The 19,290-nt window shown below is 71.6% G+C and carries 17 protein-coding genes; 10 read left to right on the forward strand and 7 right to left on the reverse strand.

What is annotated here, in order from left to right:
- Positions 1–61: 61 nt before the first annotated feature.
- Positions 62–946: a hypothetical protein gene (locus tag ACZ6AA_RS26720; RefSeq protein WP_471460399.1), complete on the forward strand. Its 885-nt coding sequence runs from the start codon at positions 62–64 to the stop codon at positions 944–946.
- On the forward strand, positions 943–1,389 hold the full coding sequence (locus ACZ6AA_RS26725) for an RDD family protein (protein WP_468455614.1): 447 nt from the start codon (positions 943–945) through the stop codon (positions 1,387–1,389). Before ACZ6AA_RS26720 ends, ACZ6AA_RS26725 begins: the two co-directional genes overlap by 4 nt.
- An 868-nt stretch (positions 1,390–2,257) precedes the next feature.
- Here the strand turns inward: ACZ6AA_RS26725 and ACZ6AA_RS26730 are convergent.
- On the reverse strand, positions 2,258–3,661 hold the full coding sequence (locus ACZ6AA_RS26730) for a DUF2252 domain-containing protein (RefSeq protein WP_468455616.1): 1,404 nt from the start codon (positions 3,659–3,661) through the stop codon (positions 2,258–2,260).
- A 153-nt stretch (positions 3,662–3,814) separates the two neighbouring features.
- Here ACZ6AA_RS26730 and ACZ6AA_RS26735 point away from each other — a divergent pair, with 153 nt between their 5' ends.
- Positions 3,815–4,207 (forward strand): SHOCT domain-containing protein, encoded by a 393-nt coding sequence (locus ACZ6AA_RS26735; protein ID WP_468481825.1) that lies wholly within the window; start codon positions 3,815–3,817, stop codon positions 4,205–4,207.
- Positions 4,208–4,244: 37 nt separating this feature from the next.
- On the opposite strand, the gene ACZ6AA_RS26740 is transcribed toward ACZ6AA_RS26735, so the two are convergent.
- Positions 4,245–4,655, reverse strand: a complete 411-nt coding sequence (locus tag ACZ6AA_RS26740; protein ID WP_468455620.1) for a DUF7144 family membrane protein — start codon at positions 4,653–4,655, stop codon at positions 4,245–4,247.
- 140 nt (positions 4,656–4,795) lie between these two features.
- Between ACZ6AA_RS26740 and ACZ6AA_RS26745 the strand changes: the two genes are divergently transcribed.
- On the forward strand, positions 4,796–5,047 hold the full coding sequence (locus ACZ6AA_RS26745) for a hypothetical protein (RefSeq protein WP_468455622.1): 252 nt from the start codon (positions 4,796–4,798) through the stop codon (positions 5,045–5,047).
- Positions 5,048–5,118: 71 nt separating this feature from the next.
- Positions 5,119–5,643, forward strand: a complete 525-nt coding sequence (locus ACZ6AA_RS26750) for a helix-turn-helix transcriptional regulator (RefSeq protein ID WP_471460404.1) — start codon at positions 5,119–5,121, stop codon at positions 5,641–5,643.
- Positions 5,644–5,686: 43 nt separating this feature from the next.
- Here the strand turns inward: ACZ6AA_RS26750 and ACZ6AA_RS26755 are convergent, their stop codons facing one another.
- The 3 genes from ACZ6AA_RS26755 to ACZ6AA_RS26765 form a co-directional block, all read right to left on the reverse strand.
- Positions 5,687–8,026 carry a winged helix-turn-helix domain-containing protein gene (locus ACZ6AA_RS26755; protein WP_471460406.1) on the reverse strand — a complete coding sequence of 780 codons (2,340 nt, stop codon included), beginning with the start codon at positions 8,024–8,026 and terminating at the stop codon, positions 5,687–5,689.
- A 109-nt stretch (positions 8,027–8,135) separates the two neighbouring features.
- Positions 8,136–8,621, reverse strand: coding sequence for a DUF1269 domain-containing protein (locus ACZ6AA_RS26760; protein WP_468455628.1), 486 nt, complete (start codon positions 8,619–8,621; stop codon positions 8,136–8,138).
- Entirely contained in the window at positions 8,621–9,172 is a 552-nt protein-coding gene (locus tag ACZ6AA_RS26765; RefSeq protein WP_468481824.1) for a DUF1269 domain-containing protein, read from the reverse strand. Before ACZ6AA_RS26765 ends, ACZ6AA_RS26760 begins: the two co-directional genes overlap by 1 nt.
- Before the next feature lie 156 nt (positions 9,173–9,328).
- Between ACZ6AA_RS26765 and ACZ6AA_RS26770 the strand changes: the two genes are divergently transcribed.
- The 5 genes from ACZ6AA_RS26770 to ACZ6AA_RS26790 all read left to right on the forward strand — a co-directional run bounded on the left by ACZ6AA_RS26770 (position 9,329) and on the right by ACZ6AA_RS26790 (position 16,888).
- Entirely contained in the window at positions 9,329–10,711 is a 1,383-nt protein-coding gene (locus ACZ6AA_RS26770) for a hypothetical protein (RefSeq protein WP_471460409.1), read from the forward strand.
- A complete protein-coding gene (locus ACZ6AA_RS26775) occupies positions 10,711–11,217 on the forward strand; it encodes a hypothetical protein (protein WP_468455634.1) in 507 nt (168 codons plus the stop codon). Before ACZ6AA_RS26770 ends, ACZ6AA_RS26775 begins: the two co-directional genes overlap by 1 nt.
- Before the next feature lie 121 nt (positions 11,218–11,338).
- Positions 11,339–14,038, forward strand: a complete 2,700-nt coding sequence (locus ACZ6AA_RS26780) for an MGH1-like glycoside hydrolase domain-containing protein (RefSeq protein ID WP_471460411.1) — start codon at positions 11,339–11,341, stop codon at positions 14,036–14,038.
- Positions 14,035–15,519, forward strand: coding sequence for an alpha-amylase (locus ACZ6AA_RS26785; RefSeq protein ID WP_471460413.1), 1,485 nt, complete (start codon positions 14,035–14,037; stop codon positions 15,517–15,519). Before ACZ6AA_RS26780 ends, ACZ6AA_RS26785 begins: the two co-directional genes overlap by 4 nt.
- 73 nt (positions 15,520–15,592) lie before the next feature.
- Positions 15,593–16,888 carry a diacylglycerol/lipid kinase family protein gene (locus ACZ6AA_RS26790; RefSeq protein ID WP_471460668.1) on the forward strand — a complete coding sequence of 432 codons (1,296 nt, stop codon included), beginning with the start codon at positions 15,593–15,595 and terminating at the stop codon, positions 16,886–16,888.
- On the opposite strand, the gene ACZ6AA_RS26795 is transcribed toward ACZ6AA_RS26790, so the two are convergent.
- Both ACZ6AA_RS26795 and ACZ6AA_RS26800 read right to left on the reverse strand, forming a co-directional pair.
- Positions 16,870–17,346, reverse strand: coding sequence for a DUF7144 family membrane protein (locus ACZ6AA_RS26795; RefSeq protein ID WP_468455642.1), 477 nt, complete (start codon positions 17,344–17,346; stop codon positions 16,870–16,872). The genes ACZ6AA_RS26790 and ACZ6AA_RS26795 overlap by 19 nt on opposite strands.
- A gap of 84 nt (positions 17,347–17,430) precedes the next feature.
- Entirely contained in the window at positions 17,431–19,146 is a 1,716-nt protein-coding gene (locus tag ACZ6AA_RS26800; RefSeq protein WP_471460415.1) for a SulP family inorganic anion transporter, read from the reverse strand.
- Positions 19,147–19,290: the final 144 nt, after the last annotated feature.

A 19,290-nucleotide genomic window follows, 5' to 3' on the forward strand; every position in this document is an offset into this window, starting at 1 on the left:
CGGATTCTGTTCCACGGTGTCCTGGTCTGGGGCGGTGAGGTCTGTGGCGGTGAGTTCGCGGATGAGTGCACGCGGAGCGGAAGAGACGGGCGGCCTGCCGGAGCAGGCGTTACGGACGGCGCTCGGCCTCCTGGGGCTGACCGGGTCCGGTCTGCGGCGCCTGCTGGACCCCGCGGACGCCGAGGACACGGAGCCTGCGCGGCAGCCCGAACTGCTGCGCGTGCTGCCCCGCGCGGCCGTGGCGCTGGGCCTCGCCGCCCGACGACGCACTGCCCGGACGGTCCGTGGCACCGGCTCCCGGGTCGGCGCGGTCGTCGCGTGCGCCGCGCACCCGGTGGTGACGCGTGAGCCGTTCGTCTCGTCGTGGCGGCTCCTGCTGCGGTGGGGAGAGCGAGGGGCCGCGGAGCAGGCGCGCAATCGGGAAGTAGCCTCGGGGTTCGTCCGGGCGGTCGTCCGGGAGGCGGTGTCCGTCGTACTGGACCAGGTCGATGTGGACGCAGTGGCGGACCGCGTCGACCTCGACCGCGCGGCACGCAGGCTCGACCTGGACACGGCCGCGGACCGTCTCGACGTCGAGCGTGTCGCGAGGCGCGTGGACGTCGATCGCGTCGCGGACCGGATCGATGTCGACCGCGTCGCGGACCGGATCGATGTCGACCGCGTGGCCTCGCGGATCGATGTCGACGCCGTCGTGGCGCGGGCGGACCTCGACGCGGTGATCGCGCGTCTCGACCTCGCCGACCTGGTCCGGCGCGTGCTCGACGAGATCGACTTCGCCCGCATCGTCCGGGAGTCCAGCGGCAGCATGGCGGTCGAGTCGGTGGACGCCTTCCGGGACCGGGGCGTGAGCGCGGACCGGTTCGTGAGCAGGATCGCGGACCGGGTCCTGTACCGGTCCGGCGCGCGGAACACGGCAGGACCGCGACCCGGGCCGGAGGGGCGGTGAGTCAGGCGTCGGCGGTCCAGGGGCAGCGAGCGGGGATCGTCTCCCGGACGGTGGCGGACGTGATCGACCTCGGGCTCGTCGGCGCGCTCTGCGGAGCCGCTCTGCTCCTGTACGGCGTCGGCGACTACGTGCTGACCGGCGCTCCGTTCGCGCTCCCGCGCCTTCCGAGGCCGGGCGGCGCCGCGGGCAGCTCCCTGATCGCCGTCGGATACCTCGCCGCGGGCTGGGCGGTGGCGGGCCGGACGCCCGGGAAACAGTTCGCGGGCCTGCGCGTGGTCCGCGTCTGTGGCCGTCCCCTCACCGCCGGGCGGGCACTGCTGAGGGCCGCACTGTGCGTGCTCTTCCCGCTGGGGCTCCTCTGGGTGCTCATCAGCCGCCGCAACGCCTCGCTCCAGGATCTGCTGGTGCGCACCGCGGTGCTCTACGACTGGGGTACGAGGTGACGGGGCCCCGGCCGGACGGGGACCGGCAGCCCGACGCGAGGGGACTGCGCGCGCGACTGCGGTCAGTGGTGCGGGAGATGAAGGGCGCGGCGACGAAGCCGTCGGGCGGGGTGCGTCGTGTGGTGGCGCAGCTGGCGCGGGTGAATGTCCTCGACACGGCGACCCGTCTCGCGGCGCAGGTCTTTCTGGCCGCCCTGCCCGTGCTCTTCGTCGTGGTGTCCTTCGGGCCGCCGGTCGTGCGTGAGGAACTGCTCTCCTCGCTGCGTGCGTTGCTCGGCCTCTCGGGTGTCTCGGCGGACCAGGCACGGCAGTTCACGGCCGGGAGGCCGCCGCCCCGTGAGACGTGGGGGGCGTTCAGCATCCTCATGACGCTGCTGTCGGCGACCGCCGTCAGTCGGACGTTGCAGCGGCTGTGCGAGCGCTCCTGGCACCTGCCGCCCGCGGGCGGCAGGCCGGCCGTGTGGCGGTGGCTCGTCTGGCTGTTCGGGTGGGTCGCCTCACTGGTGTTCCACGGTGCCTGCAGGGACGGCTTCGGGGCGGGCCCCCTCGTCGGATTCCCGCTCGCGGTGGGGTCCACCGTCCTGATGTGGTGGTGGACCCAGCACCTCCTGCTGGGCGGACGCGTGCCGTGGGGGCCGTTGCTGCCCGGAGCCCTGCTCACCGGATGCGGCATCACCGTCTGCGACGCCGTGTCCCGGCTCTACCTGCCGCGGGCCCTGAACGAGAGCATTCACCGGTACGGCCCCGTCGGTTCGGTCTTCACCCTGCTCTCCTGGCTCATCGTCCTCTTCGTCGTCGTCACCCTGGGCATCGCCCTGGGGTACCTGCTGGCCCAACAGCCGCCCTTCGAACGGTGGCTGAGGCCGCGTCAGGACGTATCCGCGCGGACCCGTCCGGCGCGGACCGCCTTGCCGAGGGCCCGGAAGTCGTCCTCGTTCTGGTCCGCGTACGCCTCCGCGAACTCCGCGACGGCACGGTCGAAGGTGTCGCCGCGACCGAGATAGGCGGCGAGCGCGATGCGGTCCCCCGAGCGGGCGTGGGCCCGGGCCAGGGTGGCACCGCAGACCTGACCGAAGAGTGCCATGCCCCGCGGGCGCATGGTGTCGGTGAGGGCGATGCCCTTCCAGTCGTGCAACTGGCGTACGTAGAAGTCCCGTTGAATGCCGTCGAGGCCTTCGACCCGCTCCCAGCCGAGCATCATGTCGCTCGTGGCCTGCATCAGGCGCTGGCCCGCGACGACCCGTTCGCCCTGGTTCTCGTACCGGCTCGGCCCCACGTGGTCGGCGAGGGCCGAGGTCTGGGCCTCCTTGGCCTGGAGGAGCAGGGGGTCCTGTTCGTCGCGGCCGAGCATGAGGATGATCCAGCAGCGGGTGCCCACGCTGCCGACGCCGACGACCTTGCGGGCCATGTCCACGAGGCGGAACTGGTCGAGCAGGGCCCGCCGGTCGGACGGCAGGCTCTGGCCGTACCGCTGGATCAGCCCCTTGAGCTGCTCCTCCATCTGATCGCGCTCCATGCCGGGCAGCAGGTCGTCCACCGGGACGATCAGCGGGGGATCGGGCGTGATCCTGCGCTCGCCCTTGACCAGGTGCGTGAGCTTCTCGAACGCGTGCAAGTGATCGCGGGTGCGCGCCTTGGCCAGGGCCAGCGCCGTCCTCTTGCGGATCACGGGCCTGCCCTTGCCGCCGAGGGCCCGGTAGAGGTCGTCCGCCTCGACCTTCGCGTACCAGACGTCGAGATGGCGCATCTTCGCGAAGCCGCCCATCGACTCCCGGTACGTCCGCACCGCCCCGCGCACCACCGCCGACCGGTGCGCGTCGTTGAAGCCGTTGTTGCGGCCCGCGATGACCAGGCTCGCCGCGAGCCGCTTGACGTCCCACTCCCAGGGCCCGGGGAGCGTCTCGTCGAAGTCGTTGATGTCGAACATCAGATGGCGCTCGGGGGACGCGAGCAGCCGGAAGTTGAGCAGGTGGGCGTCCCCGCACAGCTGCACCTCGATGCCGGTGCCCGGGGTGCCCGCCAGATCGGCGGCCATGAGCGCGGCGGCACCCCGGTAGAAGCGGAACGGGGACTCCAGCATCCGCCCGTACCGCACGGGCACCAGGTCCGGCAGCCGCGTCGCCGACTGCGCCTCCAGTACGTCCACGGGGTCCGCGCGGTCCGCACGCGGCGTGAATTCCGCGTGGGCGGAGCGCGGCACGGCACCGCGGGCCGCCTTGCCACGGGCGGCCCGTTCCTGAGGAGTGAGATGCGCGGTCCCGCTGCCGGTCATGGCGAGGCCCCCTTCGCTCGGCACACCCGCTCTTCGGGCTCGTGCCGCCGACTCTCGTTCCGCGGCCCTGCCCGGACATCACCCGGCAGGGGTGAGGCGGCGCGGAGCCCGGCGCACCACCGTGCGTCTCACCGACTGCCGAGGAGGCTCACGATGGACTATCCACTCATGAACCTGTTCCTCACCATGCTGTGGTTCTTCCTGTGGATGGCATGGCTGATCCTGGTGTTCAGGACGATCGCCGACATCTTCCGCAGCCGCGACATCGGAGGCTGGGCGAAGACCGGCTGGCTGCTCTGCGTCCTCGTACTGCCGTTCATCGGCGTCTTCGTGTACCTCATCGTCCGGGGACGGACGATGGGCGAGCGGGACATGCGCCAGCTGGAGGCCCGCGACGCCGCGTTCCGCTCGCACGCACGGGAGGCGTCCGGCGAATCGACCAACGGCGGGGCGGGCCGGCTGGTGCAACTTGCCGAGCTCAGGCGGTCGGGGGACCTGACGGATCAGGAGTTCCAGCAGGCCAAGGCCATGTACCTGGATCGCTGAGGTCGGTGCCCCGCAGCCGTCGGGCCGGACCGGGCCGTCAGGTCCGGCTCGACGGTTTCCTGCCGTACACCGCGAGGGCCCAGATCACGATGACGTCCAAGGTGATGATGATGACGGACCAGACCGGGTAGTACGGGATGAAGAAGAAGCTCTCGATGGCGCTGGCCCCGGCGAGGATCATGCCGACGGCGCGCCCCCACGTGCGGCCCGCGAACACGCCGAAGGCGGCGGCCGCGACGAAGATGCCCGAGAGCAGTTGGATCCATCCCCACACCGATGTGTCGAACTCGTACGTGTAGTTGCGTGTGACCACGTAGAAGTCGTCGTCGATGATCGCGACGAGTCCCGCGATCGCGTGGTACGAGCCGACCAGCAGCATGATGCAGCCGGCGAGCATCGAGAATCCGACGGCCGCCGGGTTCCGCTCCGACACGGTTTGCTGAGTCATCAGGTGGCTCCTCCCTTGAGGTGAGGGGGAGCATCCCGCGCCGCACCCGGAGCCGTACTCACCCACGCGGGGTGATGTCCGCTCCTTCGGCCCGGACGAGGATGCGGTGCGTACCGCCCGATCCGGACGGAGGTGACGCCATGGCCGCCGCGGCCGACGGCTTCGAGATCCGGATCAGGGGACGGGTGGGGGAGTCGTTGCGGGAGGCGTTCAGCGAGCTGACGATCTCGGTGCACCCGGCGGAGACCGTGTTGCGCGGCTCGCCGCTCGACCAGGCCGCGCTGTACGGGATCCTGGACCGGATCCAGTCGCTCGGGCTCGAACTCGTCGAGGTGCGCAGGCTTCCCGGAGGCGGCGGTCCGGGCCTGGACGGCGGAGCGACGGCCACTTAGCGACTGGCGGGCCGGGCACGGCGGCCCGAGGATGTGGGCAGAAGCCGGAGTTCCCCTTGAGGGGTGAGGACATGCCCACGACATGCCAACGACCGTCGCTGCATCCGCAGTTGAGCCGAGGTCAGATCGGCTCCGTGCGCGTCGCCACGCTGCGCGGGGAGCTCCGGGCACTCGGCTGCGACCGCCGCTCCGTGGAGGCGGCGGTTTCCCTGTCCGTGTCCTGGGTCACCGATGTGCTCGCGGACGTCGCGTACGCGCTGCACGACCCGCCGCTCGCCGACGCGTTGACGGGGGAGGCCGCCGCCCTCCAGGACTCGGTGCACCCGGTCAGGGCGGCTGCGCGGACGCAGGTGGCGCCACCGCAGGGGCGGCCCGCGGAGGGGCCTCGTCCGCCGGAGCCCGCCGCCCGGCTCACCGAGCGCGAGGCGGTCGTGCTGAGACGGCTTCAGGGCGAACAGACCCTCCGGGAGATCGCCGCCGACCTGTACGTCTCGGTGAACACCGTCAAAAGTCATGTGCGGTCCATCTACCGGAAGTTCGACGTCACCTCCCGTGGCGAAGCGGTCAGCAGGGCCCGCGGACTCCAGCTCCTGTGACGCGGCCCCTGTGCGGTCCCGGGCCGACTCGTGCCGCCGCGCCTCACAGCAGACGCAGCTCGCGTGCCCGTCGTACGGCCGCCGTCCGCCGCGTGACGGCCAACTTGCGGTAGACGCTCTTGAGATGGGTCTTGACCGTGTTGACCGACAGATACAGCTCTGCGGCGATTTCCTCGGTGGTCATCATCTGCGCGAGGTGGACGAGTACGTCGAGTTCACGCGCGCTGAGGGTGCCGAGAACGCGCGGAATCGCCGCCTCCGGTGTGGGTGTCCGGTCATCCGCCGTACGGAGGCCGCCCACGGGACACGGCCGTACGACGTGCGCGGCACGCTCCGCGACATCGAGGCGCTGGGCCAGCCAAGGGGCGGGACGTGCTTCGCGCGCGCCCGCCAGCACGCGCAGGGCACGGTCGCCACGGCCTTCCGCGATATGCGTCAGGCCCAGGACCAGTGCGCGCACGGCCCGGACGAACGGGTCGGGTGACGCCTGGAGCGCGACCTCGGCCCTGCTCAGCTCGTACTCCGCGGCATCGAGCCGGTCACCGGCCAGATCCACCCAGCCCTTGGCGACGAGAACCGCCGCTCCCGCGCGGTCCGGGCGGGACCGGGTGGCCAGGGCGACGTGTTCGGCCCTCGCCGTGAACTCGGCGGCCGCACGGAACCGGCCCCGGAGCGCCTGGAGCAGCGCGAGGTCTTCCAGACAACTGCGGCGCAGGGCGGTGTTGCCCACCGTGGTCGCCGCGGCCAGACCCGTCAGGAGCGTGGTCTCGGCCGCCTTCAGCCTGCCGCCGCGCAACTCGTCGCCGCCGCGTGCCGACAGGACGAGCGCCCTCAGCTCGGGGCGGTCGGCCAGCTTTTCGGGGGAGACCTCGCCGAAGAGGGCCTGTGCCGCGGCCGCCGCGCTCACGGCGGCGGGCACGTCGCCGGTGCGTGTGCGCGCGAGGGTGATCACGGCGTGCGTCAGGCGGACCGTCGCGCTGTGCTCGCCGTCCGCCTCCGGCAGGTGTGCGAGCGCCTGTTCGGCGTGCCCGAGCGCGTCCTCGCAGGCAGGGGTGTCGCCGCGGGACAGGGCGGCCGCCGCGCACAGGAGCGCGGGCTCCGGTTCGTGGCGGGCCGCGGCCCGGGTGACCACCCGGTGCGGCATGCGCCGGAACAGTTCGGCGGTGAAGCGGTCGTGGGTCAGCCCCAGGGCCTGACCGATCGCCAGCTGATGGACGACCAGACGGCTCGCGTAGGGCCAGTCCCCGGCCTCGGCCGCACTGCGCACGGCCTCCGCGAGCAGCCCCTGGCCGCTGAACCACGCGGCGGCCTTGCGCTGGAGGTCCCCCGCGAGGCCGGGCGTCTCGTGGCGCAGGCGCAGTCGCAGGAAGGTGGCGAGCATCTGGTGGCCGCGGTACCACCCGTGCCCCAACGGCCGGAAGAAGGCGTTCTGTTCGACCATGGAGGCGAAGAGCCGGCCCGTGGTGCGGCCGACGAGTGCCGTGGCCAGTTCGGCGTTGACGCGTTCCGGGACGCTCGTCGCCAGCATGAGGCGCCGCATGTCGGCGGACTGGGTGTCGAGGACCTCTTCGAGGAGATAGCTCGCCACGGCCTGGTCGTCGCCGGTGAACTGGCGCACGAACCCCTCCGGGTCGCTGTGCCCGGCCATCGACATGGCCGCGAGGCGCAGACCGGCAGCCCACCCCTCGGTGCGCTCCCGGAGGGCGGTCACCGACGGCCTCGACAGCGAGACGCCGTGCTGGCCGAGGAGCGCGGCGGTCTCCAGATCGCTGAAGGCCAGGTCGTCCATGCGCACCTCGGCCAGGTCACCGACCAGCCGGTAGCGGTGCAGCGGCAGAGGCGGGTCGCGGCGGCCCACGACGACCAGGCGCAGTGCGGGGCCCGCCTGCTTGAGCAGATGGGTCACGCCTTCGGCGAGGACGGAGCCGGCCGCGGGCGCGAAGTCGTCGAGCACCAGGGTGACCGGCGTGCTCCTCGTGGCAAGACCGGCCGCGAGACGCGCGATGAACACGTAGTCGAGGGCGTCGCCGCGCACCGGCGCCTCGCCGACCGCGGCGACGTCGACACCGGCACGGCGCAGTGCCGCGAGCACACAGGGCCAGAAGACGCCCGGCATTTCGTCGCCGCTGTCGCAGGAGACCCAGGCCAGCGGTCCCGGCACCCTCCCCGTGTGCGCCCAGAGCAGCACGAGGGCCGACTTGCCGGAGCCCGCGGGCCCGGCCACGACCGTCAGCGGGCCGAGCGCCCCTCGGGAGAGGCGCTCGGTCTGCCGCGGCCTGGCGATCGCCCAGGTCGGCAGGGGAGGCAGGTCGATCTTGGAGTGGAGCGTCGGGAATCGTCCCGGCAGGGCGGACGAGGACACCCCTTCCGACGGGTCGGCCATCGCGGTACCGCCTCCACTGCTCAGGCTGTCGTGCGAAGGGCCAGTGTGGGACGGGAAAGGGTGAGACGGCATCGTCCGCGGTCGCCATCTCACCCGGGTGAAATGTCCCTCAGACGCCGTGCAGCGCCGCGATGAGCTCCTCCTCGCGCTCCTTCGTCAGGGATGTGCGGATCACGGTCGGTGCGAACGGACGCAGTGCTTCGCGGACCCGGTCGGGCGTGGACTTGCGTACGAGCGCGAACACCGCGGCCCGGTCGGGCTCCAGCGTCGCGGCCACCTCCTTGATGAAGGCGTCGTCGATGCCCACGTCGCGCAGCCTCCCGGCCGCCGCGCCCGCCGCGGCGCCGACCGCGGCACCGAACACCGGCATCAGGAACAGCATGCCGAACAGCGTGCCCCACACGGCCCCGGTCACGGCTCCGGCCCCGGTGGTGCTGTGTGCCTGCTGGACGTGGACCTTCCCGTCCGGGGTCCGCCAGGTGAGCGCGGCGTCCTCGAGGTCGAGCAGCTCCTGACGCGACAGGTCCGCTCCGAGACGGAGTACGGCTTCGGCCTTCTCCTTGTCGGAGAAGCCGAGGACGACGAGGTCGGTCATCACAGCCTCCCCAGGCGCCTGCGGGCATGGCGCTTCGACGTCTCCTCGGCGGCGGCCGCATCGAGCGCCCGCACGGCCTCGGCGACCTCGGCGGCCACCGGACCGAAGGTCTCCGGGGTGAGGAAGCCTTCCGCGATGGGCACGCCCCCGGCCTCGCGGATCACGCGCCGCAGCGTCCTCGCCCACACGTGCTCGAGCAGGACGAACCCGGCGGAGGCGCCGGGGTCGAGCGCGGACGCCATCTCCCTGATGTCGTCCTGCGAGAGCCCGAACGGATAGCCCTCGTCGGCCATCTCCTCCAGCGCTTCGACCTCCCGCAGGGTCCTGGTCTCCAGGCCGAGCAGGGACGCGACCGTGGTGCCCATGCCCTCGGCCTGGTAGTCGCGGCTCGCGAGCGTGCCGTCCCGCTCCTTCTGTACGAACAGCAGGTCGATGACGCGGATGAAGCCGAAGCGTTCGAGGCTCTCCAGCTCCTCGATGATCTTCCCCGCGAACTTGGCGTCCGGTCCGAACTCGACGGCCAGCATCTGAACCGGTCCGATCGTGACCATGGTGTCTCCCTCCGGTCGGTACGCCCCCATCCAGCCGCACCGCGGGCGTGCGCGCGTCACCCGCGAGGGGTGATGGACGGGCGCCCCGAAGGGCCCGAGGGTGACCGCACCGCCGACGGCGCGCACCCGCCCCGATGGCGCGGCAGAGGGGGAGTCATGCCCACTGAACTGGAGCGACTGCGCGAGGAAGTCGAGGCACTGCGCGCCGAGGCGGCGGCGCGCACCCGGCGCAGGGGCTTCGGCCTCACCGTCCGCAGGACCGTCGCCGCCGTGCTCATCGCCCTGGTCGGCTTCTGCACGGTCGCCTCGGTGATCGGCGTCTGGGGTGCGCGGACCACGCTGAACACGGACCGCTGGGTCGCCACGGTCGGCTCCTTGCCGCAGGACCGCGAGGTCAACGCGGCGGTGACGACGTTCCTCACCGACGAGATCTACGGCGAGCTGCACGTCGAGGAACGTCTGTCCGAGGCGCTGCCGCCCAAGGCGTCGTTCCTGGCCGCACCGGTCAACGGCGCCGTACGGGACTTCGTGCGCGACAAGATCTCCAAGCTCCTCGGGACGGACAGGTTCCGGTCGCTGTGGGAGCGGACGAACCGCACCGCGCACGACCGCATCGTCACCGTCCTGGAGGACCGGGCGGAGAACGTGTCGGTGGACGGCACCACGGTGACGCTGAACCTGCTGCCCCTCATGAACGACGTCCTGAAGGCCGTCGAGGAGCAACTGCCCACGCTCTTCGGCAAGAAGCTGGACCTCCCGGCCATCGGCACCGGAGAGATCCCGCCGAACCTGCACGACAGGATCGAGAAAGCCCTCGGTGTCTCGCTGCCCACCGACTTCGGGCAGATCACCCTGTACGACCGGGACAAGCTCGGCCCCCTCCAGGACGCCGTGCTGCTCTTCAAGCGAGGCGTGGTGGGCCTGGTCGTCGGCACGTTCGTCCTGCTCGGCGCCGCGCTGTGGATCTCGCCGAACCGCCGCCGCACGGTACTCCAGCTCGGCCTGTGGCTCGTCATCTCCGTGACGGTGCTGACCAGCGTGATCCGTGCCGTACGGGACGAGATCCTCGCGGGACTGCCGGAGGGCGTCTACCACGACGGCGTGCGGGCCGCCCTGTACACGGTGTTCACCACCCTGCGCGTACGGGGCGACCAACTGCTCTGGCTCGGCGTCCTCCTCGCCGCGCTCGCCTACCTCCTCGGTCCGGGACGCCTGCCGCAGGCGCTGCGCCGGTACACGACTCAAGGGGCTAGGGCGGTCGGCGGGTTCACCGCGACTGCCGCACAACAGGTCGCCACCAACGGCGGGTTGAGGACGTGGGTCCACCAACACGTCGACGCGCTCCGCGTCGCGGGTGTCGTGGTCGCCGCCGCCCTGGCCCTGCTGTTCTCCTCGTGGACCGCCCTGCTGGTCGTCGCGGCACTGCTCGCCGGATACGTCCTGCTCGTCACCGTCGTCGCCCGCTCGGCCGAGCCCGGAGAAGGGGAACACGAGCGGACTCCCGATGAGCCCGCCGTCCCGACCGGATCCCCGGGGTGATGCTCGCGCGACGGCGCAGCGGGATCGCCGTGGCCACGCTCGGAAAGTTCGCCGCGCGCGGCGTGTACGGCTGCATCATCGTCCTGTCGCTGCTGCTGGCGCTGGAGGACCATCCGCCGCCCGCGTTCGAGGCCGCCCTGCTCCTCGCGGCCACACTCATCGGCATCGTGGCCGCCGAGGCCTTCGCCTCGCTGATCGGACAGGAGGTGGAGCGAGGCCGCCCGCCCACCCGCGCCGAGCGGCGACGGACGGTCGCCGAGCGTTCCATGGCGTTCTCGGCCGCGGCCGGGCCCCTGCTCTTCTTCGTCCTCGCCGGCTTCGGACTCTTCGCCGAACGCCTCGCCTTCACGCTGTCCCGCTGGGTCACCCTGATCCTGCTGTTCGCGTTCTGCAGCGCGGCGCGCGGCCTGTCCGGACGTACGCGGACGAACGCCCTGCTGACCGGCGTCGCCGCGGCCGCGCTCGGCGTCGTACTCGCCAACTTCAAGTCCCTGACCCACGGATAGCCGCCCCGCGCATCTCACCCCCGGGAGGTGAGGCCGGACGGCAGCCCGACGCGGAAGGCTGCGCCCCAGCAGGCCGTGCGCTGGACGAGGCAGCGCAGACTACCGGCAAGGAGGCCGCCGAATGAACGCGCAGAGGAAGGCACGGACCGAGCAACAGCGCACCGCACTGACCGGCGAGGAAGGCGCCGCATGGCAGCGCTGGGGCCCGTACCTCAGTGAACGCCAGTGGGGCACCGTCCGCGAGGACTACAGCGACAACGGCGACGCCTGGTCCTACTTCCCGCACGACCACGCGCGCTCCCGCGCCTACCGCTGGGGCGAGGACGGCCTCGGCGGCATCAGCGACGACAAGCAGCGCCTCTGCCTGGCCCTCGCCCTGTGGAACGGACGCGACCCGATCCTCAAGGAGCGGGCGTTCGGGCTCACCAACAGCGAGGGCAACCACGGCGAGGACGTCAAGGAGTACTACTTCTACGTCGACAGCACGCCCACCCACTCGTACATGCGCTACCAGTACAAGTACCCGCAGGGCGCGTTCCCGTACGACGACCTCCTTGCCACCAACCGCGCCCGCGGCCGCCAGGACTTCGAGTACGAACTGCTCGACACCGGGATCTTCGACGACGACCGCTACTTCGACGTGACCGTCGAATACGCCAAGGCGGACCCCGAGGACGTACTGATCCAGATCACCGCCGAGAACCGCGGACCCGACGAGGCATCCCTCCACCTGCTGCCGACGCTCTGGTTCCGCAACACCTGGTCCTGGACGGACGGCGCCGCCAAACCCGAACTGGCCGCCGTGGCGGGCGCCAAGGGCACGTCGGTCATCCGTGCGACGCACCCCGAACTCGGCGTCCGCGAACTGCACTTCGAGGGCGACGTGCCCCTCCTCTTCACCGAGAACGAGACCGACCACGAGCGGCTCTTCGGCTCCGCCAACGCCTCGCCGTACGTCAAGGACGGCATCGGCCGCTGCGTCGTCGACGGCGCGACCGGGGCCGTGAACCCCGAGCGCACGGGCACCAAGGCCGCCGCCCACTACACGCTGACCGTACCCGCGGGCGGCTCGGCTTCCGTCCGCCTGCGACTCGCGCCCGAGGGCACGGACATCTCCCTGAGCCGCGGCTTCGACACCGTCCTGCGCGACCGCGTCAAGGAAGCCGACGCCTTCTACACCGCCCTGACCCCGCCCTCGCTCGGCGAGGACGAGGCACGCGTCCTGCGCCAGGCCCTCGCCGGAATGCTCTGGAGCAAGCAGTACTACTACTTCGACCTGGAGCAGTGGCTGGCCGAGCACGGCCTCGATCCATGGAGTCCCGAGGCACACGGCGTCCGCAACCGCGAGTGGTTCCACATGGTCAGCGACTCCATCCTGTCCATGCCGGACAAGTGGGAGTACCCGTGGTTCGCGGCCTGGGACCTGGCGTTCCACACCGTGGCGCTCGCCGTGGTCGACACGGGCTTCGCCAAGCAGCAGCTCGAACTGCTCCTGCACGACTCCTACTTGCACCCCAACGGGCAGATCCCGGCGTACGAGTGGAACTTCGGGGACGTCAACCCGCCCGTCCACGCCTGGGCCGCCTACTTCGTGCATCTGATCGAGGAGCGGCTGACCGGCAACTCCGACCACGCCTTCCTGGAGCGCACCTTCCAGAAGCTTCTCACCAACTTCACCTGGTGGGTCAACCGGAAGGACCCGAACGGCCGCAACGTCTTCCAGGGCGGCTTCCTCGGCCTCGACAACATCGGCGTCTTCGACCGCAGCGCCCCCCTGCCCACCGGCGGCCGGCTCGAACAGGCCGACGGCACGGCCTGGATGGCGCTCTACTGCCAGACCATGCTGCAGATCGCCGTCGAACTCGCCCAGGACGAGCCCGCGTACGAGGAACTCGTCGTCAAGTTCGCCGAACACTTCCTGTGGATCTCCGCGTCCATGGACCGCGTCGGTGAGCGCGGCGACGAACTCTGGGACGAGGAGGACGGATTCTTCTACGACGTGCTGCGCCTGCCCGACGGGCAGGCGACACGCCTCAAGGTCCGCTCCATGGTCGGCCTGCTGCCGCTGTGCGCGGCGACCGTGTTCCGGCCCGACCAGCTCAGCGGAATCGCCCACATCACCGAACGCCTGCGGGAGTTCGGGCGTCGGCACCCGTCCCTGAACGCGACCCTCGCGGCGGCGCAGGCGGGCAAGGCGGGCGGCGCGCGGCTCCTGTCGGTCGTCGACGAGAAGAAGCTGATCCGCGTCCTCGGCCACCTCCTCGACGAGGGGGAGTTCCTCAGCCCGTACGGCATCAGGGCCCTGTCCCGCCACCACGCGGAGCACCCCTACACCTTCTACGTCCACGGCGAGGAGCTGCGCGTCGGCTACCTCCCCGCGGAGTCCGACTCCGGCATGTTCGGCGGCAACTCCAACTGGCGCGGCCCGGTGTGGTTCCCGATGAACGCCCTCGTGATCCGCGCCCTGCTCAACCTCTACGTCTTCTACGGCGACGACTTCACGGTCGAGTGCCCGACAGGATCCGGCACTCAGATGAACCTCTTCGAGGTCGCCAAGGAGATCTCCGACCGGCTCGGCCGCATCTTCCTGCGTGACGAGGACGGGCGCCGCCCGGTCTACGGAGGCCAGGAGAAGTTCCAGAGCGACCCGCACTGGCGGGACCTGATCTCCTTCCACGAGTACTTCCACGGCGACAACGGCGCGGGCATCGGCGCCGCCCACCAGACCGGCTGGACCGGCCTGGTCGCCACCCTGATGGTGGTCTTCGGACGGGTGTCGGCCGAGGACTACCTCCACCGGCCCGGAAGGCGGACATCATGAGCGCGCTGCCACCGCAACCCGTGATCCACGAAGTCAACACCTGGGTCTGGCTCCGGGAGTTGGAGCGCCGCACCGGCCGTCCCGTCGGTCTGGGCGACGTGTCGAAGGACGCCTGGGACGAGATCACCCCGCACGGCGTCGACGCCGTCTGGCTGATGGGCGTGTGGGAGCGCAGCACCGAAGGCCTGGGCATCGCCCTCGCCGACCCCGCCCTGCGCGCCGCGTTCACCCGCGCGCTGCCGGACACGGGCGAGGACGACATCGTCGGGTCCCCGTACTGCGTCCGCCGCTACGCCGTCGACGAGCGCATCGGCGGCCGCGGAGGGCTCGTCACGGCACGGGCGGAACTCGACCGGCGCGGCATCGGCCTCCTCCTCGACTACGTGCCCAACCACGTGGCACCGGACAGCCCCTGGCTCACCGAGCACCCCGACTACTTCGTGCGGGGCACCCGCGAGGACCTGGAGCGCGACCCGGCCGCGTACTACGAGACCGGCGGCACCGTGTACGCGCGCGGCCGCGACCCCTACTTCGCGCCCTGGCCCGACGTCGTCCAACTCAACGCGTACAGCGACGCGTTGCGCGAAGCCACCACCGACGAGCTGTGGCGGATCGGCGGAATCTGCGACGGGGTCCGCTGCGACATGGCGATGCTGATGATGAACGACGTCTTCGGCAGGACCTGGGGTGAGCGGGCGGGCCCCGTTCCGTCGCGGGACTTCTGGCCGACGGTCCTCGGCGCCGTGCGCGAGCGACGGCCCGGCATGACCTTCGTCGCCGAGGCCTACTGGGACCTCGAATGGGCCTTGAAGGAGCAGGGCTTCGACTTCTGCTACGACAAGCGCCTCTACGACCGGATCGTCCACGAGGGCCCGGAGTCGGTGCGCGGCCACCTCCAGGCGGACATCGACTACCAGCGCCATCTCGTCCGCTTCCTGGAGAACCACGACGAGCCCCGCGCCGCCCGGACCCTCGGCCCCGCAAAGGAGCGCGCCGCGGCCACCCTGATCGCCACCCTGCCCGGCGCCACGCTGTGGCACGAGGGCCAGTTCACCGGTCGCCGCACCCACCTGCCCGTCTTCCTGAGCCGCCGCCCCGACGAGATGCCGGACGACCAGCAGCGGGCCTTCCACGAACAGCTCCTCGCGCGCGTCCACAAGAGCCGTATGCGCACGGGGGACTGGCGGCTCCTGGAGTGCGAAGGCTGGCCCGACAACCCCTCCCACCGGTCGCTGCTCGCGTGGTGCTGGTCGGGCGAGGCGGGTCGGCACGTGATCGTCGTCAATCTCTCGGACCGGCGGTCCCAGGCCAGGATCCGGCTGCCGTGGCCAGAACTGGCAGGATCCGTATGGCAGTTGATCGACGTGGTGGACGGGGCGCGGTACGAGCGCGAAGGCGACGAACTGCTCGCCCCCGGCCTCTACACCGATCTCGACGCGTGGGGGAGTCACGTCTTCTCGGTCGAGGCGGGCCGTGGTTGAGCGGGGTGGTGCGCCCCGCTCGTCGAGGTGGCTGGCGCGTGCGTCACTGGCGGGCGCCGCGGCAGCCGTGGCGGTGCCTGCCGTGTTCGCGGGACTGCGGACCTTCGGCCTGTTGCTCGTCGGACTCATCGGCACGGGGGCCGCGGTCGCGGCGGTCTGGTGGATCCTCACCCGCAGGGGTGTCCTGCGCGTGCTGTCCGTGGCCCTCGCGCTCGCCGCCCCTGCCTGGGTCCTCCTGGCGTACACCCGGGCCCATCTGACGTGGGTCGTCGCGGTGTCGGGCGCGCTGTGGCTGGTCGCGGTCGGCACGGGGCGCGCCGCCCTCGCGCGGCGGGAGGCTTCCGCCTCGGCGCCTTCGGCGGCCTCGACAACCTCGGCGGCTCCGGCGGCCTCGACGCGTCAGCCGGCCCCGATGGCGGAGCGCCCGGCGGCCGAGTCCCGGCACCCTTTCCTGATCATGAATCCCCGCTCGGGCGGCGGCAAGGTCAACCGGTTCGCCCTGCGCGAGAAGGCCGAGGCCCTGGGCGCCGAGGTGCTGCTCCTCGAGGGGCCCGTCGAGATCGACGTGGCCGAGGCGGCCCGCAAGGCCGCGGCGGCGGGCGCCGACCTGCTCGGGGTCGCCGGGGGCGACGGCACCCAGGCGCTGGTCGCCGACGTCGCCGCCTCGCTCGGCCTCCCCTTCCTGGTGATCCCCGCCGGTACCCGCAACCACTTCGCGCTCGACCTCGGCCTCGACCGCGACGACCCGTCCAAGGCGCTGGACGCCCTGCGCGACGGCGTGGAACTCCACGTCGACCTCGGCCGCGCGGCAGGCAGGCCGTTCGTGAACAACGTGTCGTTCGGGGCCTACGCCGAGGTCGTGCAGAGCCCCGCGTACCGCGACGGCAAGACCCGCACCACGCTGGAACTGCTTCCCGACCTGCTTCTCGGGCACGAGGGCGCACGGCTCACCGCCCGTGCCGGTGCGCACATCTTCTCCGCGCCCCAGGCCCTGCTGGTCAGCAACAACCCCTACGGCACAGGTGACGTCGCCGGGCTCGGCCGCCGTGCGCGGCTGGACAGCGGTGAGCTGGGCTGCGTCGGAGTGAACATCACCAGCGCCGCGCGGGCCGCGGCGCTGGTGGCGGGCCGACGGTCCAGCGGCATGACGCGGACGACTGCGACGGACGTCCTGGTCGAGGCCGACCAGGAGTGGATTCCCGTCGGCGTCGACGGTGAGGCTCTGCGCCTGCGCGTGCCCGTGCGCATCGAGGTGCGGCCGCTGGCACTGCGGGTGCTCGTGCCCCGGCGTCGGCCGGGCGTGCGCCGGGTCCGGCCGCCGATCGACTGGCGGCTGCTCGGCCAACTCGCCTACAGGGGTGCCCCGTAGGCCTTGTGCGCCTCCCGGTGCCCGTACACCGCCAGGGACCAGATCACCAGGACGTCGAGGACGATGAGGACCCCGGACCACACCGGGTGGTACGGGGTGAAGACGAAGTTCTCCACCGCGCTGAGGCTCGCGACGGTGATGCCGACGGCACGCGCCCAGGTGCGGCCGCTGAAGATGAGGAACGCCGCCGCCAGGACGACGACCCCGGAGACCATCTGGATCCAGCCCCGCCAGGCGACATCGAAGTCGAAGGCGTAGTCGTCCTGTTGCCGGGCGAAGTTGTGGTCGAGGACCGTGGCGAGACCCGCGATCGCGTGGTAGACGCCGATGATGCTCAGGACGCACACGGCGAACACGACACCGCCGATGGCGACCGGCTGGATGTGGGGCTCGGGCTCCGGCGCGCCGGGGCCGGTCCGACCTGAGGGGTTCTGCCCGGAGGTGGTCTGCTCGGTCATGTGTGGGCCTCCTTTTCTGTGGGCTCAGAGCGTGCTGTCCGGCCGGTCCGCGCGGCTCACCCCCAGAGGATGAGCTTCACGCGGTCACCGCGGCCCGGGTTCCCAGCCCGCGTCCATGCCGGTTTCCGCGCGGAACGCGGCGACGGCCGCCTCGACGGTGGGGAAGAAGTGCCGCGGGTCGATGGTGCGCGTCAGCTCATAGCGTTCGACCTTGCGCCGCACCGGATCCTTCAGCTCGGCGAAGACCAGGTTGATGCCGAGCTCGTTGAGCGTCCGGTCGAGTTCCTCCAGTACGTCGGCGGCGGTGGTGTCCACGTCGGTCACGGGCTCGGCCGCGATCAGGATCCAGCGCGGCTGCGGCTCGCCACGGGCGAGGCGCAGCACCTCGCCCCGGAAGGACTTGGCGTTGGCGAAGAACAGCGGGGCGTCGAAGCGGTGGATGGCCAGACCGGGCAGCTGCTCGGCGGTGGGGTAGGAGCGGATGTCGTGGTAGCCCGCCAGGCCCGGCACCCGCCCGAGGACGGTGTTGTACGGCCACCAGGCCCGCCGGAACACGTTGAGGATGGAGAGGCCGACCGCGACCGCGATCCCGGGCAGCACACCGAGCAGGGCCACACCGAGGAACGCCGCGACGGACAGCAGGAACTCCGCCTTGCGCTGCTGCCACAGCCGTCTCGTCCCCGCGAGGTCGGCCAGCGACAGCGACGCCGTGATGACCACCGCGGCGAGCGCGGGCTGCGGCAGGGTCCGGAAGAGCCCCGGCACCAGGACCAGCATGACGAGGATCAGCAACGCGCCGACGACCCCCGTCAGTTGAGTCCTCGCACCCGCACGCTCGGCCACCGCCGTCCGCGACCCGCTCGTACTGACGGGGAACCCCTGGAACAGACCGGCTGCCAGGTTCGCCGATCCGATCGCGACCATCTCCTCGCTGCCACGCACCTCCTGCCCCGAACGGGACGCGAACGCCGAGGCGTTGGAGATGGTGTCGGCGAGGGACACCAGAGCGATGCCGAGCGCCCCGACGCACAGCGGGGCGAGATCGTCGAAGCGGATGTCGGGAACCGTCAACGGCGGGAGGCCCTGCGGCAGTTCCCCCACGAGGCGTACGCCGTGGTCGTCCAGGTCGAAGAGCGCCGACGCGCCCATCGCCAGGAGCACCATCACGAGCACGGCCGGGATCTTCGGCAGCCAGCGCTGCAGCACCAGGACGAGGACGATGCCGAGGACGCCGACCGTCACGGCGGCGATCACCGTCTTCCCGTCGGCCAAACCGCTTGCGAAGTCGGCCACTTCACCGACCAGCCCGTCGGCGTCCGTACTGAAGCCGAACAGCTTCGGCAACTGGCCGATCAGGATGGTCAGGGCCAGGCCGTTCATGTAGCCGATCATGGTGGGCTTGGAGATCAGATCGGCGATGAAGCCGAGTTTCGCCACTCCGGCGAGGAGCGTGATCGCCCCGACCATCAGCGCGAGCACCGAGGCGAGGGCGACCGCCCGTTCGGGATCCCCGTCGGCGGCGATCAGCGGCAGGATCGTCGCCGCGATCATCGGGCCGAGCGAGGAGTCGGGACCGAGCACCAGGATCCGTGAGGGGCCGAAGACGGCATACCCGAGGAGGCACAGCACAGAGGTGTACAGGCCGGTGATCGGAGGCAGGCCCGCAAGTTCCGCGTACGCCATGCCCTGCGGCACCAGCAGAGTGGTGAGGACGACCCCCGCGACGACGTCCTTGACGAGCCACTCGCGGCGATAGCCCGCGAGCGTCCGCACGCCGGGCGGCGTACCGCGCACGGTCACCACGCGCCGGTGGCCGACATCAGGCGGGCGCCATGCGCGCGGTGGTCCGGCGCCGGTGCCGCGCGGTCATGGTGGCCATGGCGGGGCCTCCGTCTCCGGGTCGGGTGGGGTGACGCACAGCGTCGTCCGAGGATCCTGCTCCCG

The organism is Streptomyces sp. NPDC040610, assembly GCF_055594065.1.

Excerpts from the sequence above, each read along its gene's own strand:
- ACZ6AA_RS26720 (WP_471460399.1), top strand. The coding sequence starts at position 62 with ATGAGTGCACGCGGAGCGGAAGAGACGGGCGGCCTGCCGGAGCAGGCG.
- ACZ6AA_RS26730 (WP_468455616.1), bottom strand. The coding sequence starts at position 3,661 with ATGACCGGCAGCGGGACCGCGCATCTCACTCCTCAGGAACGGGCCGCC.
- ACZ6AA_RS26735 (WP_468481825.1), top strand. The coding sequence starts at position 3,815 with ATGGACTATCCACTCATGAACCTGTTCCTCACCATGCTGTGGTTCTTC.
- ACZ6AA_RS26740 (WP_468455620.1), bottom strand. The coding sequence starts at position 4,655 with ATGACTCAGCAAACCGTGTCGGAGCGGAACCCGGCGGCCGTCGGATTC.
- ACZ6AA_RS26745 (WP_468455622.1), top strand. The coding sequence starts at position 4,796 with ATGGCCGCCGCGGCCGACGGCTTCGAGATCCGGATCAGGGGACGGGTG.
- ACZ6AA_RS26750 (WP_471460404.1), top strand. The coding sequence starts at position 5,119 with ATGCCCACGACATGCCAACGACCGTCGCTGCATCCGCAGTTGAGCCGA.
- ACZ6AA_RS26755 (WP_471460406.1), bottom strand. The coding sequence starts at position 8,026 with ATGGCCGACCCGTCGGAAGGGGTGTCCTCGTCCGCCCTGCCGGGACGA.
- ACZ6AA_RS26760 (WP_468455628.1), bottom strand. The coding sequence starts at position 8,621 with ATGACCGACCTCGTCGTCCTCGGCTTCTCCGACAAGGAGAAGGCCGAA.
- ACZ6AA_RS26765 (WP_468481824.1), bottom strand. The coding sequence starts at position 9,172 with ATGGTCACGATCGGACCGGTTCAGATGCTGGCCGTCGAGTTCGGACCG.
- ACZ6AA_RS26770 (WP_471460409.1), top strand. The coding sequence starts at position 9,329 with ATGCCCACTGAACTGGAGCGACTGCGCGAGGAAGTCGAGGCACTGCGC.
- ACZ6AA_RS26775 (WP_468455634.1), top strand. The coding sequence starts at position 10,711 with ATGCTCGCGCGACGGCGCAGCGGGATCGCCGTGGCCACGCTCGGAAAG.
- ACZ6AA_RS26780 (WP_471460411.1), top strand. The coding sequence starts at position 11,339 with ATGAACGCGCAGAGGAAGGCACGGACCGAGCAACAGCGCACCGCACTG.
- ACZ6AA_RS26785 (WP_471460413.1), top strand. The coding sequence starts at position 14,035 with ATGAGCGCGCTGCCACCGCAACCCGTGATCCACGAAGTCAACACCTGG.
- ACZ6AA_RS26795 (WP_468455642.1), bottom strand. The coding sequence starts at position 17,346 with ATGACCGAGCAGACCACCTCCGGGCAGAACCCCTCAGGTCGGACCGGC.